This window comes from uncultured Marinobacter sp., assembly GCF_963974375.1.
Taxonomy (GTDB): Bacteria; Pseudomonadota; Gammaproteobacteria; order Pseudomonadales; family Oleiphilaceae; genus Marinobacter.
This window is the reverse complement of sequence record NZ_CAXBDN010000010.1, coordinates 1-17109: the sequence shown is the minus strand read 5'-3', so window position 1 is coordinate 17109 and position 17109 is coordinate 1. Positions and strand designations below refer to the sequence as shown.

The window sequence follows — 17109 nt, the reverse complement described above, 5'->3', positions numbered from 1 at the left end:
ACAAAGGCATGCAGCAACTGAATCCATCCGAGATCAGTGACATCATCAAGAAGAGAATCGAGAAACTCGACATCTCTTCCGAAGCCAAGAACGAAGGTACAATCCTGTCTGTTTCAGACGGTATCGTACTGATCCACGGTCTCGCCGACGTTATGTACGGTGAGATGATTGAATTTGCCAACGGCACTTTCGGTATGGCTCTGAACCTGGAGCGTGATTCCGTTGGTGCAGTGGTACTGGGTGACTACGAAGATCTGGCCGAAGGTCAGAAGGTTCGTTGTACCGGTCGCATCCTGGAAGTACCGGTTGGTCCGGAACTGCTGGGTCGTGTGGTTGACGGTCTGGGTAATCCGATCGACGCCAAGGGTGACCTGGGTACATCCCTGACTGCCCCGGTTGAGAAGGTTGCACCGGGCGTTATCGCCCGTCAGTCGGTTGACCAGCCGGTCCAGACCGGTCTGAAAGCCATCGATACCATGGTGCCAATCGGCCGTGGCCAGCGCGAGCTGATCATCGGTGACCGCCAGATCGGTAAGACTGCGGTGGCGATCGATGCGATCATCAACCAGAAGAACACCGGCATCAAGTGTATCTACGTTGCCATTGGTCAGAAGCAGTCTTCTATTGCCGCTGTTGTGTGTAAGCTGGAAGAGCACGACGCCATGGCTCACACCATCGTGGTCGCTGCCGGTGCTGCGGATCCTGCCGCCATGCAGTTCCTGGCGCCCTACTCCGGCACCTCCATGGGTGAGTATTTCCGTGACCGCGGAGAAGACGCTCTGATCGTATACGATGACCTGTCAAAGCAGGCCGTTGCTTACCGTCAGATCTCCCTGCTGTTGCGTCGTCCGCCGGGTCGTGAAGCTTACCCGGGTGACGTCTTCTACCTGCACTCCCGTCTGCTGGAGCGTGCGTCCCGTGTAAACGCGGAATACGTAGAGGAATTCACCAAGGGCGAAGTAAAAGGCAAGACCGGTTCACTGACCGCCCTGCCGATTATCGAAACCCAGGCGGGTGACGTATCTGCCTTCGTACCGACCAACGTAATCTCCATTACCGATGGTCAGATCTTCCTGGAAACCAACCTGTTCAACTCGGGTATCCGTCCGGCCATGAACGCCGGTATCTCGGTTTCCCGTGTAGGTGGTGCAGCCCAGACCAAGATCATGAAAAAGCTCGGCGGTAACATCCGTCTGGCCCTGGCCCAGTATCGGGAACTGGCGGCATTCGCCCAGTTCGCTTCCGACCTTGATGAAGCAACCCGTAACCAGCTGGAGCACGGTCAGCGCGTCACCGAGCTGATGAAACAGAACCAGTACAGCCCGATGACCGTCGCGGAAATGGGCGCAGTGCTGTTTGCAGCTAACGAGGGCTTCCTGGACGACGTTGACGTTGAAAAGGTCGTGAAGTTTGAAGCGCAGCTGTTGGACTGGCTGCGTTCCGAGCAGAAAGAGCTTCTCGACACGATCGGAAGCGATGGCAATTTCAATGATGACATTGCTGCCGGCCTGAAAGCTGCTCTTGAAAAATTCAAGACCACTCAGAGCTGGTAAACAAGATCCGGTCTGCTTGCAGGCCGGTTTTGTCAGTTTGAGTGTCTAACTTGAAAAGGCAGTGACATATGGCCATCGGAAAAGAAATACGTAACCAGATCGGAAGCATCAAGAGCACGCAGAAGATCACCAGCGCCATGGAAATGGTGGCGGCGAGCAAAATGCGCAAGGCTCAGGAGCGGATGCAGGCCACTCGCCCCTATGCCGACAAGATTCGCCAGGTGATCGGACACATCGCCCTGGCCAACCCGGAATACAACCATTCCTTCATGAGGGATCGGGAAGTGAAGCGGGTTGGTTACATTGTTGTGTCCTCGGATCGTGGACTTTGTGGTGGTCTGAACACCAACCTGTTCAAGGCCCTGGTCCGCAACATGCGTGATTGGAAGAACAAGGGTGTTGAAACTGACATCTGCGCAATTGGTCAGAAAGGCGCCTCGTTTTTCCGGAACTACGGCGGCAACGTCGTGGCAGCGTTGACTCATCTGGGCGACAACCCCAGTGCGGAGAAACTGATTGGTAACGTCAAGGTTATGCTTGACGCCTTCGAGGAAGGTCGTATCGATCGGCTTTATGTGGTTCACAACGAATTCGTGAACACCATGACCCAGTCTCCCAAAGTTGAGCAGCTGTTGCCGCTTCCGCCGAGTGAGGACGAAGAGATCCGGAACCAGTGGGATTATCTCTACGAGCCGAGCGCGCAGCCCATTCTGGACGGACTTCTGCCACGGTACATTGAATCCCAGGTGTACCAGGGTGTGGTAGAAAACCTGGCCTGCGAGCAGGCTGCCCGGATGGTTGCCATGAAGAGTGCGACCGACAACGCAGGCAGCATCATTGATGAGCTCCAGCTGGCTTATAACAAGGCCCGCCAGGCAGCCATCACGCAAGAGATATCGGAGATTGTGAGCGGCGCGGCTTCGGTCTGACGCCCATCACCATCCAACTGGTTTTAGTGACTATTGAGATAACGAGGAACCGAGCATGAGTAGCGGACACATCGTTCAGATCATTGGCGCGGTTATCGACGTGGAATTCCCACGTGACTCCGTACCCAAGATTTATGACGCGCTGTTGCTTGAAGGTGGCGAAACAACTCTGGAAGTCCAGCAGCAGCTGGGTGACGGCATTGTTCGTACCATCGCCATGGGCAGCACCGAAGGCCTCAAGCGTGGCCTGACAGCAGAAAATACCGGCAAGCCGATTTCAGTACCGGTTGGCACCCAGACTCTGGGCCGGATCATGGACGTACTTGGCCGTCCCATCGATGAGCAAGGCGAAATCGGTGAGGAAGAGCGCTGGGCCATCCACCGCAAGGCGCCGAGCTATGCCGATCAGGCAGCGTCTACCGACCTGCTGGAAACCGGCATCAAGGTTATCGACCTGATCTGCCCGTTCGCCAAGGGTGGTAAGGTTGGCCTGTTCGGTGGTGCCGGTGTCGGCAAGACCGTTAACATGATGGAACTGATCAACAACATCGCGAAAGAGCACTCCGGTCTCTCCGTATTCGCAGGTGTTGGTGAGCGTACTCGTGAAGGGAACGACTTCTACTACGAAATGAAGGACTCCAACGTCCTTGATAAGGTAGCGATGGTCTACGGCCAGATGAACGAGCCCCCAGGCAACCGTCTGCGTGTGGCCCTGACCGGCCTGACCATGGCCGAGAAGTTCCGTGACGAAGGTCGTGACGTACTGTTGTTCGTTGACAACATCTACCGTTACACCCTGGCAGGTACCGAAGTATCGGCACTGCTGGGTCGTATGCCTTCCGCGGTAGGTTATCAGCCGACCCTGGCCCAGGAAATGGGTGAATTGCAGGAGCGTATCACCTCCACCAAGAACGGTTCCATCACGTCCATTCAGGCGGTATACGTACCGGCGGATGACCTGACTGACCCTTCTCCGGCAACCACCTTCTCGCACCTTGATGCGACTGTGGTACTGAGCCGTGACATCGCTTCCAAGGGTATCTACCCGGCGATCGACCCGCTCGACTCCACCTCCCGTCAGCTGGATCCGCTGACCATCGGTGAAGAGCACTACGAAGTGGCCCGTGGCGTGCAGACCAACCTGCAGCGCTATAAGGAACTGAAGGACATCATCGCCATTCTGGGTATGGACGAACTGTCAGAAGAAGACCGACTGACGGTTGCCCGCGCCCGTAAGATTGAGCGTTTCCTGTCCCAGCCGTTCCACGTTGCTGAAGTATTCACCGGTTCACCCGGTAAGTACGTTTCCCTGAAGGAAACCATCAGCAGCTTCAAGGGCATTCTCAATGGCGACTACGATGACCTGCCAGAGCAGGCCTTCTACATGGTCGGTCCCATTGAAGAAGCGGTCGAGAAAGCGAAGGCAATGAAGTCCAAGGGTGACAAGTAAGTCACCCTCCTGTCGCGACTCGACCTGAGAGGCTAACGAGATGGCTATGACTGTACATTGTGACGTCGTAAGTGCCGAAGAAAAAATCTATTCCGGCCTGGTGGAGATGCTGATCGCCACCGGGTCCGAGGGTGAGCTGGGTATAACCCCGGGTCACGCTCCGCTGCTTACTGCTCTGAAGCCCGGCCCGGTCCGGGTTGTCAGGCAGGGTGGCGAGGAAGAGATTATCTACGTCTCGGGTGGTTACCTGGAGGTCCAGCCAACCATAATCACCCTGCTGGCTGACACTGCGGTCCGTGCCAAGGACGTAGATGAAGCCGCAGCGCTGGAAGCTCAGCGTGAGGCCGAGAAGGCACTGGCGAATAAGACTGGTGAGTTCGAGTATTCACGGGCAGCTGCAGAACTTGCAGAAGCCGTGGCTCAGCTCCGTACCCTGCAGAAACTTCGCAACAAGGTGAAGTGAGTGGGTCCGGTTTCAGGACCGGATCTTCAGCAGTGCACGGCAAGCCTCACCCCGGCCGCATCTGTTGCGGCAGACGATATCGTGAATTGTGCGATAACGACTGTCACAATGGCTGCGGCTTTTTTCGTTCATACCCTGTGGGGTATGGTTGATACTGATGTCTGAATCGGATGTAACCACAGGAGTGAACCGTCCCATGAGTGCCCCCCTTCACGTGATTATCCTGGCCGCCGGTCAGGGTTCCAGGATGAAATCCAGCCTGCCGAAAGTTCTTCATCGGGTCGCCGGTAAGCCCATGCTGCATCACGTGATGGACACTTCACGGGCATTGGGGGCGGCCGGCCTTCATTGTGTGATCGGTCATGGCGCAGATCAGGTGCGGGCCATCACTCCGGCGGAGGATGTCCACTGGGCGTTGCAGGAACAACAACTGGGTACCGGCCATGCAGTGGCCCAGGCATTACCCGGGGTTCCGGATAACGCCACGGTACTGGTGCTCTATGGTGACGTACCCCTGACAAACGCAGAAACCCTGGTGGCGCTGGTGTCCCGGGTGCATGACACGTCGTTGGGCCTACTGACGGTAGATCTGGCCAATCCGGACGGCTATGGCCGCATCGTGCGGGACCACCATGGCAAGGTTACCGCCATTGTCGAACAGAAAGACGCCAGTGACGACCAGAAAACCATAGGCGAAGTGAACACCGGCATACTGGCCGTGTCCGCCAGCCACCTGAAACGCTGGCTGCCGCAGTTGTCGAACAGCAACGCCCAGGGTGAATACTACCTCACGGATATTATTGCCATGGCGGCCGGTGAAGGCATTACCATCGAGGTGGCCCAGCCTGCCACCGAACAGGAAGTGCAGGGCGTTAATAACCGCATCCAGCTGGCTGAACTGGAGCGCTGGTTCCAGCGCAGCGAAGCGCAACGGTTGATGACGGAAGGGGCCAGCCTGGCAGATCCGGCCCGCATTGATGTCCGCGGCTCGCTCAGCATTGGTCAGGACGTGCTGATTGATGTCAACGTGGTGTTTGAAGGCAGGGTCACGCTGGGCAACAACGTCTCCATCGGCCCCAATTGCGTGCTACGTGATGCCGACCTCGCCGACGGCGTGGTGGTTCATGCGAATTCCATCATTGAAGGTGCCCAGATTCACCAGAGCGCCCAGGTAGGCCCCTTTGCCCGTCTGCGCCCGGGCACGGTCCTGGAAGCCGGAGCGAAGGTGGGTAACTTTGTGGAGACCAAGAAAGCTCATGTGGGCGCCGGCAGCAAAATCAATCACCTGAGCTATGTGGGTGATGCCACCCTGGGCGAAGATGTGAATGTGGGTGCAGGAACCATCACCTGCAACTATGATGGCGTTAACAAGTTTCAGACCGTGTTGGGGGATCGGGTGTTTGTCGGCTCCAATACGGCGCTGGTGGCACCGGTCACCGTGGCGGCAGACGCGGTCATTGGCGCAGGTTCCACCATTACCCGGGACATCGAGGCGAACGACCTGGCGGTTGCCCGGGGCAAGCAGCGCAATATCAAGGGTTGGCAGCGCCCTCAGAAAAACTCCTGATCACCAGTCCAGACCAAAAACGGAAGACAGATTATGTGCGGTATTGTTGGAGCAGTGTCACAGCGGGATGTGGAAGGAATTCTTCTTGAAGGATTACGTCGCCTTGAATACCGGGGTTACGATTCGGCAGGTCTGGCAACGCTGAATGCCGACGGCAGTATCACCCGGGCCCGGGAACTGGGCAAGGTTGCTGCCCTGGCTGAAGCGGTTCTTGCGCAACCGACGCCGGGCCATCTGGGTATTGCCCACACCCGCTGGGCCACCCATGGTGAGCCGTCCCAGGCTAACGCCCACCCGCACATGTCCGGCGACCGTCTGGCCATTGTTCATAACGGCATTATCGAGAACTATCAGGAACTGCGGGACGCCCTGAAGGCGGACGGCTACGTGTTTACGTCCCAGACCGACACCGAAGTGGTCGCCCACCTGATCGAGAAGCACTATCAGAAGTCCGAGAACCTTTTTGCCGCAGTTCAGGCGGCCACCACTGAACTGCGGGGCGCCTTTGCCCTGGCGGTGCTGCATGCCGATGAGCCAGACCACCTGGTGGTCTGCCGCGAAGGGAGCCCCCTGGTCATCGGTGTCGGCATTGGCGAGAATTTCATTGCCTCGGACCAGCTGGCATTGTTGCCGGTCACCGACCGCTTCATGTTTCTGGAAGAGGGTGACATTGCCGACGTGCGCCGTGACCAGATTACGGTGACCGACCGGGAGGGCAAGACCGCCGAACGGGACATCACCCGTTTTGAGCATGGCACCGACGCTGCCGACAAGGGCGAATACCGCCATTACATGCTCAAGGAAATCCATGAGCAACCGGCCGTACTCAAGGCCACCATGGAAGGCCGTCTGACCGACAGCCGGGTACTGGAGCAGGCACTGGGGACTGAAGCCGGGCAGTTGCTGGAGAACGTTCGCCATGTCCAGATCATCGCCTGTGGAACCAGCTTCCACGCCGGCATGGTAGCCCGTTACTGGATCGAAGAACTGGCAGGCGTGGCCTGCTCCGTGGAAGTGGCGTCGGAGTTCCGCTATCGCAAGCATGTCATCCAGCCAGATACCCTGTTTCTGTGCATCTCCCAGTCCGGTGAAACCGCCGACACCCTGGCGGCCCTGCGTCAGGCCAAGCAAGCCGGCTTCCGGGCCGCGCTGGCCATCTGTAACGTGGCAGGCAGCTCCCTGGTGCGGGAATCCGATCTGGTGATCATGACCCAGGCCGGGCCGGAAATCGGTGTGGCCTCTACCAAGGCCTTTACCACCCAGTTGGTAGCGCTGCTGATCTTCTCGGTGGCACTGGCCCGCCACAACGGTCTGTCAGCCGAAAAAGAAGCGGAAATTGTCACTGCACTGCGTCAGGTTCCGGGCCAGGTGGCGGATGTGCTGGCTCTGGATCAGTCGATTCAGGACCTGAGCGAAGCGTTTGTGGACAAGAACCACAGCCTGTTCCTGGGTCGCGGCTCACTCTACCCGGTGGCGATGGAAGGGGCCCTCAAGCTCAAGGAAATTTCCTATATCCACGCCGAAGCTTACCCGGCCGGTGAGCTCAAACATGGCCCGCTGGCGTTGGTGGACAGTGAGATGCCCGTGGTCACAGTGGCGCCCAATAACGACCTGGTGGAAAAACTCAAATCCAACCTGGAAGAAGTGCGGGCCCGCGGCGGTCAGTTGTTCGTGTTCGCCGATCGTGACGCCGGCGTGAAAGAGGACGAAGGCCTGCACGTGCTGCAGATCCCGTCGGTACACGCCATCACCGCCCCCATTGTGTACACCGTTCCGCTACAGCTGCTGTCTTATCATGTGGCGGTACTCAAAGGCACCGATGTGGACCAGCCACGGAACCTGGCGAAAAGTGTGACGGTTGAATAATCCCGATCATCACTGATCATGAGCCTGTGGAATGGTAATAAAGTTGGTAAAAAGGTAAAAGAGTTGGTAACTTTGGAATAAAGTTGGTAACAGACGGCCGGTGTGGCAAAGTTTGGCTATTCTCCTATGGAGCTCTCGGGAATGGCCAACTACAAACTCGACAAAAAAACTGAAAAGTGGATCAAGGAAAACCGTGGCAAAGGTAATGGTAAAGACTACCATCCATGGCTCACCGTCAGAGACCTACCCTCCGAGGGGCGTTCACACCGGGTGATGGGCCACCTGACAGGGCGAACCCATCATTTCTTTTCTGACACAGAACTTGCGGCTTTTTTGTTAATTGAATGGAACCCGGATGTCATCGATATCCGTGAGCAGTTTCCGCTAAGAATAGAAGACACTTTCTCACTGGCTGAACAAGCGAAAATTCCTCATCCCGCAGCAAGCGGATACCTCCAGATCATGTCCAGCGATTTTTTTGTCGACCTATCCACGTCGACTGGGCCACAGAGCATGGCCATCCAGGTGAAAGTCTCATCCGACCTAATGGATCCACGAACAGTAGAAAAACTGGAAATTGAGCGTCGGTATTGGAAGCTTAAAGGTATCCCCTGGTATCTGATAACCGAGAAGCAGATGCCCTCCACTGTAATGGCGAATCTTGATCTGCTTTATTCCGCGCGAGTGCAAGATGAGAGCCTGGAGGTCCTATTTAAGAGTTTGCCGATCTATGTAAGTACGTTGGCAGATAACCCTAATACCAGACTCCCGGATATTGGAATGCTGATTGACCACTCTTACTCACTTGAGCCAGGCACATCGCTGGCTAGGTTACGGGCGCTGGCAGCTTTGAGAGTATTAACGTTCGATATCTCCATCCCGTGGAACAAGCTGGTATCACGAGACCTGCATGTAGTAGAGGATATAGGGTTACTGAGGGCGGGTTATGCTGCGAATCAATGACGTCTTCAAGCTCGGGCAGGAGCGGTATCGCATATTGGCATTGGCGGGCCAACACGCTATCTGGATGAATATTGACTCAGATAAAGCGTGGCCTGAGCTAGTCAAAGCCACAGAGATCGAGCAATGGATATTGGATGAATCACTTCGCCGGGTAGAAGATCCCTACTCGGAGCTCGCCTCGCTAGCCGTTGAACAGGGGAGTAAAGCCCAAGTGATTCGGGACCAGCGGTATGAGTTAATAGCGCCTTTGATTGTTGATGAAGAAATTTATTACCGCAGTGGCAGGGGCCGGTTAGTCCAGTCTCGTAGTGACGAAACCGACAAACCCAGAAAATCGCTTTATAAAAACCTCCGTCAGTTTTGGCAGAGAGGAGCGGTGCCTAATGCCTTGTTGCCTGATTACCGAAAGTCCGGAGGAAAGGGCCAGAGAAAAGTATCCAGGAAGAAATTGGGTCGACCCCGGAAAATTTCGCCGGGTACCGGGATTACCGTCGATGGCGCCATCGGAAAGATGTTTCGTCTGATACTTGATCGCTACTACGTGAACGACAAGGGCTATAGCCTGCCGTACGCCCATCGACGATTCATCGACATGTTCGAGGCTGCTAATCCCGATGTACGGCCAGAAGATTATCCAACACTTGATCAAATCAGATATTTCTACCGCAGAGAATATGAAAACGCCGATCGGATTCGCTTAAGAGCAAACAGAATTTCCTACCAGAAAGATATAAGACCGTTAACAGGGACCGCCACAGCAGGAGTGCTGGGCCCAGGCTCAAGATATGAAATTGATGCAACGATTGCTGATGTTTACCTGCTATCGGCAGACCGGCAACGGATCATCGGTCGTCCGACTCTGTATGTGGTGGTTGATGTCTTTAGTCGCATGGTAGCGGGCTTTTACATAGGGTTGGAAAATCCATCCTATGTCACAGCCATGAGTGCTCTGACTACCTCCATGTCAGACAAGATTGAACTCTGCGCCCATTATGATCTGGAGATTACGCAAGAGCAGTGGCCAACCGTTGGGATCCCAAATGCCATCCTTGCGGACCGTGGGGAATTACTAGGGCATCAGATTGAATCCCTGGAGAAAGCGTTTGGCGTGCGTATTGAAACTGCACCTCCATATCGCGGAGATGCGAAAGGGATAGTTGAGCGTTATTTCCGAACCCTGCAAGCAGAATTCAAACCGTTTACGCCGGGTGTCGTGACAGGGACAAAAGTCAGAAAACAGGGGGGAAAGGACTACAGGCTTGATGCAACACTCACGCTGGATGATTTCACCCAAATTATGCTCGCCTCGATCCTTCACCGGAACCAATATGCCGTGCTGTCAAAGTACGACCGCGATCCGGACATGCCAAACGATATGGCGTTAACCCCTCTCAACATCTGGAATTGGGGTATACAGAATCGAACCGGTCGCTTGAAGAACGTATCGGAGCAAGCCTTGCGCATTGCTTTGTTGCCACGCCAAAAAGTTCACCTTTCTGATTTGGGGGTTAGCTGTTTTGGTGCTTATTACACGTCTAAGGAGTTATTAGCATCTGGCTGGCTGCACAGGAACGGAGATCGCAGAGTCACCGGCCTCCAGGCAGCTTATGATCCTGCAGTAGCTGATTATATTTATCTGTTCCCGGAAAAAGACGGTTCGGAATACTGGGTGTGTTCTCTAACAGATCGTTCGCGCCAGTTTCGCGGCAAGTCTATGTGGGAGTTATGGGCCAGTCAGGAAGAACAACGAAAAGCGATGAGCGTTGCCAAAGTGGCCGAGACAACCAGCAAACGGGAGTTGGAAAATCTGGTCAGCAACACTATCAAAAACGCTGAGCGTTCGCGCCCCGCCATCAATAAACAGCAATCGAAAGCCGCGACAGTCCGAGGCATACGTGATAATCGCAAGCAAGAGCGAGATGCTCAAAGAGCTGAACAAACGAAGGCGCGGCAACCTGACACTAGTAAACCGAAATCTGATGTAACCTACCTACATGGCAAGCCCGACGATGGCGCCTTCCCGGATTTTTTGGATGAGCTGTTTGGAGACGATGAATGACTTTACCTTCAGGCATGGTGAGGGCCGTTTACCAGGACACCGGGATACCGTCATATCATGGCAATCCATTGATTGAGGCTTTACCGCCAATACCAGACCGTAAACAGCTCATAGCGGGGCTCAGTGAGGCTATGGAGCTTCGACCGACAGAAGTATATCTGGACGGCCAGACACGAGTGCACATTATCGCCCAGCTTCTGGACGGTTTTTTTCAGCCGTTGGCGCGCCACATCGAGCTTGAATCAAAAATCTCGATCATGCTGCGTCAGGGATATGTGGGGCGCAATATTGCCACTGGTGAGCTTTCGGCCCACCTACAAAACGGATATGAGCGAATCAAGAGCGGAGACTTGAAGGCATTTCGCTTTGATCACGTGGAGTCGACTGCGAAAAGCCTGGTGTTTATCGGGTGCTCAGGTTCCGGGAAAACGAGCTCTCTAAACCGTATTCTGGCAACGTATCCGCAGATGATTCACCACCCGGAACACAATTTCACACAGATTGTTTTCCTGAAAATCGACTGCCCCCACGACGGTGCTCTCAAGAGCCTGTGCCATAACTTTTTCCGGGAAATTGATTCCATCCTTGGGACAGATTATGTCCGGCGCTATGGCGAAAAACGCCACGGCGTAGAAACAATGATTGCGTTGATGTCGCAGCTGGCAAACACCTATGCTATTGGCCTACTGGTCATTGATGAAATTCAGCACTTGAATGTTCGTGCCTCCGGCGGTGCGGAGAAAATGCTGAACTTCTTCGTAACGTTGGTAAACGAGATTTCTGTACCGGTGGTAATGGTCGGTACACCGAAGGCTCGACCGGTCTTTGAAACAGACCTGAGGTCTGCTCGGCGAGGGGCAGGATTTGGATCAATATTATGGGAACCCTTGCGCCAGCCTGCGCCTGAAGAAAACATAAATAAAACCGAATGGGGCGCATTCACAAAAAAGCTCTGGAGATACCAGTGGCTGAAAAAGGCCAGTGATACTATCTCGGATGATTTGAGGGATCTTTGGTTTGATCTGTCTCAGGGCATCATGGATGTCGTCATCAAGTTGTTCGTGTTGTCCCAGATACGGGCGGTTGTAACAGGCACGGAACGAATCACGCCCAATATCATGAAAAAGGTTTATCACGACGAACTGAAGCCGATACACCCGATGATGGAAGCTCTGCGTTCCGGAGACCCGAGCAAGATAGCCCAATACTCAGACCTCACGATCCCTGATGTGGATAAGAAGATTCTGGAACTCAGTGCCCTCTTGGAATCAAGTAAAGACCAGATCCGGAAATCCGTTCAGTACAACGGCAACGATCAGGCAATTCGGCTGCACAACCTGCTGGTCGATATGGGCCATGAATCAGACCTTTTGGAGCCGTTAATTCAACGAGCGTTCGAGGAGTACCCTGACTTACAGCTGAAATACCTGATGCCCATCATTCTTGACTGGTACCATTCTTCCGAAAAGACGCTACCGGTGACGGGAAAGCGAAAAATCAAATCGATTAAAGTGAAAGAATGGCACACCCTTGAGTCAGACGATTTGCGATTTCTGCACTCCCAGGCGGCAAACGAGGACGAAATGCTGGATGCCGCGCGTCAATCGGGTCTGGTTTTTAACAGCGACGAGTGGCTCGGTTCTGGTAACCAGGCATAGCTGCCATGTTGAACTTCCCGATTCCGTACCCTGAAGAGCTGATATATAGCACCGTGGCCAGGGCAGGTATTCGGAAAGGAATTGCCAGCCCCAAGGAATTACTGACCGAAATTTATGGCAACCGCAATGTTATTGCAACGCTGGATTTGCCCAATCAATTGTCGAGGATTTCTCGGTGGCTGCCCCCTGATTATAGCGTTGAAGTGATAGCCTACTGCCACACGCTATTCCCCTTGTATGCCCCGTTTATCCCGGAAGAACGCCGAAAACGGTGCCTGGCATGGATGGCTGGAAAATCTCGAGGTGCGGCCCACCTGGCGATGGGTGTCGCTGCATCGCTTGTAAAAGTGCCTGGCCGTGTTCGATATTGTCCCGGGTGCCTCAAAGAGCAACAACGTACCTATGGAGAGTATTTCTGGAAGCGGGAGTGGCAGATAGCCGGAGTGGACTGTTGTGAGAAGCACGGCGAACTCTTACATACGGCCATTACCCGCCCCTTAGTCGATCAGCACCGCTACCATGACGCTTCGCCAGCCACTTGTCCGATATTCCCTCAAAAACCTGCTCGTAACGAATCAAAGATGGTTCTGACTCAGGTTAGGGAGCTATTGGAACAGCGACCGGCCATTTCACCGAGTTATGACCAGTGGTCTTCTCACTACCACCGATTGGCTCAACAGTCTGGTTTTATTCGCGGCCAGGCTCACATTGACCATGCCGCCATTGCCAAGTCTGTTTCAGATCACTGGCCTGCGAGGTTTTTGCGCCGATATGGTTTGGGGATAGATCGGAATTCGGATTACTGCTGGCTACGAGCGATTTTCCGGAAGCACCGGAAATCCTTTAGCTATCTGCAGCACATCGTTGTTCACCAAGCGTTGATCCCTGAGTGCTGGTCTATTACCGATGTTATTGAGGGTGTCAGAGAGTTGCCCTTGCCCGTACCTCCAGAATCATTAGAGTCAACCGGAAAGGCACACATTGGGTCTAAAGATGGTTTGACGCCAGATCAGAACGACTGGATTAAAATGCTGGCAGACCGGTCACCGAAAAAGGCCCGTGTGGCGGCCCCGGCACTTTACGCCCGGTTGTATCGGTACGATCGATTGTGGCTGAAGCAGGTCAATCAAGCTCAACCACGAACACAGGTTCTTAAAAGAAAACCGAGAATTGATTGGCGGCAGCGGGACCGGCATTATTTAACCAAACTGCGGGAAATTCTCAGGTTTTTGCGTGCGGCCCCACGCGGCCCCCGGCATTCACAAACGTATTTGCTGAAACAACTGGGTAAGCTCTCCACGCTGGAAAAGGCACTCAATCGGTTACCGCGAACCCGTCGACTGCTGGCACGTTATACCGAAAGCGTTCCCGAATACCAGGTACGGCGGCTGAGAAATGCTTGGTGGGAATTAAAGCAGGAGTTTCAGTACCCACCACGTTGGCGTTTGATCCGTATCGCCGGGCTAAGTGAAACACGACTTACAGACCAAGCACGGAAATACCTGCATGGCCTCGAAGAAAACGAAGAAGACACCAACGTTCAGGGGAATCAAGGACAATAGCCAGGTTAAAGAAATCGGCTCAATGGTTCGTGATCTGCGAAATCCAAACTGGTACATCGAGGTGAAGCTGGATCCGGCCCAAGACAAGGAAAAGTTTGGCATATCGCAGCTGGGTCTGATACCGAGGCGACGTGTATTAAATGTGACACACGCCGGAGCCTCCAAGGTCGCCGGTTATGAAAAGGGCTTAAAGATAAACAGTACCAGCACCTGGTCACATTGCCGGATAGCCGACTGTCCAATAGTCAACATTCGTAGGCAGGGAGACCGGCAACAATGGTGTTTTAGCTTTAAAGCCGGCGATACACAGTTTTTCCTGCCACAAATAGAACTGGCCCGGGCTCTTTTTTTCCATTCGGCCTATCTGACCCGCCTGGCATTGAATTCAAATGGACTAGGCGAGGAGTTCGACGTTCAGATGGGTGAGAACCCGAATAGGGCAGAGATACATATCTTGCCAAGTAGTTCTCTGCCCATGGTAGTGCGAGGTAACCCCAGCCAACGCAGAATTCTGGCGTGGCTGTTGTTGAATAAAGAGGTCCGGAACTCGTTTCAAAGCATCGCCCAATACCAGCTGACAGAGGGCGAGATTAGGAATGGGCGCCGGTACTGGCCGTTCCGTTTTGATCCTCCTCCTTTGGAAAAGGTGAAAATGAAGGTGCGAGGTCAGTACGTCAAAGAATCCGAGCTTTTCTTCGTGTATGAAATCCACAGCCTTACAAACCTGAGTAGCCAGATCCCGAGAGAGATTGAGTTCATTGATCCGAAATTCACTGAGCAAAAAACAGGGAAAAAAGGAAATTCTATAGAAAGGAGGAGATCGGATGGCCCGCCTGAGATTAATGATGACGAGATGCCAACCACGGATGCAGATGAGTATGTTCTGGACGTCCCAGAAGTAGAATTGGAGTTCTCCGAACCTGCTTATACTACCCGCAAGTCTTCGGATGGCAGACGCCGGTCTGGCTCCAGTAAGGGACAATCAGAGGAAGGCCTTGATGATTCGACCAATAGCCAAACGGATGTCAGTACTGATGAGCCAACCGTTCGGGGAGAGATACCAGTCGGCGTTCCTGATGGCATTGATGACCAAAGTGACGATTCACATCTATTCACCCGCAAATTTGAAGCATTTATTGCCATGAGCAACCTATTGGAAATCAAAGGTTGCCGAATCGTGGCTGAAGAAATGATTCCGCTACCGGCGTTGAAAGGACACTCGAAACATCGACTGCCAGATGGTAACCCAAGATACTTGCTTTACCGTGTGTTCAGATATCAAAACCAGAATTATGCATTGGTGGAGGTTGATACCGTAGACTCTGAAGCAAGACTCTCGACACTGCTTCTGAAGCAACCATCTGAAAAATACGATTGGCACTCAAAGCTTTCGACTATGGGCTGGTCGTTGGTGAAGACTTCCTTACGTTGGCCCACCAATAAGAGGCTTGAAAAGGACTTTCCTGCCGGGTTTCGTCGAGTTCCTCATCAACAAAACATCCAATCAAGACTGGGCCGAAAAGACACCGCTACATTGAGCCATTGGATGGGCCGGCTCTATTCTGTACTTGCTGATTTACATACTACTCAGTTGCCCTAGGTACATTAGCCCAATCCTGGCTTAGTGCTACTCCATAGGTTCGATGGTTACTGCCCCTGTCATATCCCGCCCATTGTTGACCAGCAGAGTGAACTCATCATCCGGATGGATTCCCTGCTGAAAACATTGCGTATGCCGTAGCCATCCCTCACTGCACAACCCACTGAAATAGGGCGGTAGCCCACCCTCTGTGACATACGGCTCTTCCCGCAGAGGAAGGCTCAAAGAGAGTATGGGGAGGCCGTTCCTGACATAGTCCCGGTCGTACTGAAACGACACCATGTTGCCTGTGCGTTCGAGTATGCCGGCGACGCGGTCATGCAGTTTAACGATGGCTTTCATATCACTCCGATAGGCATAAATTTATAGATGCCTGTGGCTACAGACTTAATCAGCGTTGGATTTGTCATGTCGGGATGCGATAGCGTACAGCACCGTTCTGGTGATGCCGACAACAATCAGTGCTGCGGCAGCCACAATTATGTGATGCATGGTGATGACCTCAAAACAAAGTTGATGAATTCAGTATAACCCGCGTCAGGGATCGAAGGTCTGGCCTGGCATTGGGTTCTTTAGTCAGCCTACATGCGTTCTGGGTGTATGTTATAGCACTGCGTATATCCTTTGCCTAAGTATCGAAACCTGTCTCAAGAAAGGCAGGTTGGTTTGGTATAGGATGAGTATCTGGGTTACATGAAGTGGTGTGCCAAGTGCTTACTGTGGAGGATAGATATGAAAAAGCGCTTCAATGAGCGAGAGCTGTTGAAGGATTTGAATGAAGACACTGTCCATGGGGATGAATTGGCCAACCCGCTTCCTCAGGAACTCGATCCGCAGGAACGCCTGAAGGGCTCCGTGAAACGGTATGAGCGGCCTTTTGACAGAGTTTGGGACGAGTTCTTCGACTCGGAAGAAGGTGTCTCTGAGGATTTCATGGACGAAAGAAATCAGCCCTTATAAACAAAGGAGAAGCCAGTTCTGATCTATCTGAAAGATGATCTGCGTATGATGACGGATTGCAATATGGAGGAAAGCTGCCAGATCTTGAAAGCGAGGAATGGTTACAAATGCAATTTGTAGTGGTTCAATGATTCCGGACACCAACGTAGGTGGTAATATCGCCGCCATAAACGAGGTGTCTGATGACCAGAAAGCGACGTTCTTTTTCTCCTGAGTTCAAGCAGGAAGCAGCCGGCCTGGTGCTGGATCAAGGCTACACGATTCCGCAGGCGAGTGTGTCCCTGGGAGTCGGTGAAAGCGCTATTCGGCGCTGGGTTAACCAACTGGCCGAGGAGCGTGACGGCGTCACGCCAAAGGGCAAGGCGTTGACACCCGAACAGCGACGGATCCAGGAGCTGGAGGCCCGCTGCAAGGGGCTTGAAATGGAGAAAGACATACTAAAAAACTGCCTCCCCGGTGCTCCGCGGCCCACTAGATTA

At 53.7% G+C, this 17109-nt stretch carries 14 protein-coding genes; 13 read left to right on the top strand and 1 reads right to left on the bottom strand.

Annotation, left to right across the window (positions count from 1 at the left end; translation table 11 throughout):
* The first annotated feature begins 8 nt into the window (after window positions 1–8).
* The 11 genes from atpA to AAC035_RS01555 all read left to right on the top strand — a co-directional run bounded on the left by atpA (window position 9) and on the right by AAC035_RS01555 (window position 15670).
* On the top strand, window positions 9–1553 hold the full coding sequence (gene atpA, locus AAC035_RS01605; protein ID WP_339799358.1) for a F0F1 ATP synthase subunit alpha: 1545 nt from the start codon (window positions 9–11) through the stop codon (window positions 1551–1553).
* Between the two features lie 68 nt (window positions 1554–1621).
* Window positions 1622–2482: a F0F1 ATP synthase subunit gamma gene (gene atpG, locus AAC035_RS01600; RefSeq protein WP_339799356.1), complete on the top strand. Its 861-nt coding sequence runs from the start codon at window positions 1622–1624 to the stop codon at window positions 2480–2482.
* 55 nt (window positions 2483–2537) lie between these two features.
* Complete coding sequence (gene atpD / locus AAC035_RS01595) at window positions 2538–3932, top strand: F0F1 ATP synthase subunit beta (RefSeq protein ID WP_339799355.1); 1395 nt, start codon at window positions 2538–2540, stop codon at window positions 3930–3932.
* Between the two features lie 40 nt (window positions 3933–3972).
* Window positions 3973–4395, top strand: a complete 423-nt coding sequence (locus AAC035_RS01590; RefSeq protein WP_339799353.1) for a F0F1 ATP synthase subunit epsilon — start codon at window positions 3973–3975, stop codon at window positions 4393–4395.
* 196 nt (window positions 4396–4591) lie between these two features.
* A complete protein-coding gene (gene glmU, locus AAC035_RS01585) occupies window positions 4592–5962 on the top strand; it encodes a bifunctional UDP-N-acetylglucosamine diphosphorylase/glucosamine-1-phosphate N-acetyltransferase GlmU (RefSeq protein ID WP_339799351.1) in 1371 nt (456 codons plus the stop codon).
* Between the two features lie 33 nt (window positions 5963–5995).
* A complete protein-coding gene (glmS, locus tag AAC035_RS01580; protein ID WP_339799349.1) occupies window positions 5996–7828 on the top strand; it encodes a glutamine--fructose-6-phosphate transaminase (isomerizing) in 1833 nt (610 codons plus the stop codon).
* Between the two features lie 141 nt (window positions 7829–7969).
* Window positions 7970–8791, top strand: coding sequence for a TnsA endonuclease N-terminal domain-containing protein (locus tag AAC035_RS01575; protein ID WP_339799348.1), 822 nt, complete (start codon window positions 7970–7972; stop codon window positions 8789–8791).
* Window positions 8775–10850, top strand: coding sequence for a transposase family protein (locus AAC035_RS01570; RefSeq protein ID WP_339799346.1), 2076 nt, complete (start codon window positions 8775–8777; stop codon window positions 10848–10850). The genes AAC035_RS01575 and AAC035_RS01570 overlap by 17 nt, the downstream gene beginning before the upstream one ends.
* Window positions 10847–12508 (top strand): AAA family ATPase, encoded by a 1662-nt coding sequence (locus AAC035_RS01565; protein WP_278351415.1) that lies wholly within the window; start codon window positions 10847–10849, stop codon window positions 12506–12508. The genes AAC035_RS01570 and AAC035_RS01565 overlap by 4 nt, the downstream gene beginning before the upstream one ends.
* Before the next feature lie 5 nt (window positions 12509–12513).
* Window positions 12514–14070, top strand: coding sequence for a TnsD family Tn7-like transposition protein (locus AAC035_RS01560; protein ID WP_023008482.1), 1557 nt, complete (start codon window positions 12514–12516; stop codon window positions 14068–14070).
* Complete coding sequence (locus AAC035_RS01555) at window positions 14015–15670, top strand: Tn7-like element transposition protein TnsE (protein WP_278351416.1); 1656 nt, start codon at window positions 14015–14017, stop codon at window positions 15668–15670. The genes AAC035_RS01560 and AAC035_RS01555 overlap by 56 nt, the downstream gene beginning before the upstream one ends.
* Before the next feature lie 27 nt (window positions 15671–15697).
* On the opposite strand, the gene AAC035_RS01550 is transcribed toward AAC035_RS01555, so the two are convergent.
* Window positions 15698–16012, bottom strand: coding sequence for a HipA N-terminal domain-containing protein (locus AAC035_RS01550; protein WP_023008480.1), 315 nt, complete (start codon window positions 16010–16012; stop codon window positions 15698–15700).
* Window positions 16013–16402: 390 nt separating this feature from the next.
* Between AAC035_RS01550 and AAC035_RS01545 the strand changes: the two genes are divergently transcribed.
* Together AAC035_RS01545 and AAC035_RS01540 are read left to right on the top strand one after the other, a co-directional pair.
* The gene (locus AAC035_RS01545; RefSeq protein WP_278351417.1) at window positions 16403–16630 is read left to right on the top strand and encodes a hypothetical protein; all 228 of its coding nucleotides are present in this window, start codon (window positions 16403–16405) and stop codon (window positions 16628–16630) included.
* 182 nt (window positions 16631–16812) lie between these two features.
* The coding region (locus tag AAC035_RS01540; protein WP_339799341.1) for a transposase at window positions 16813–17109 on the top strand (297 nt) is incomplete at its 3' end.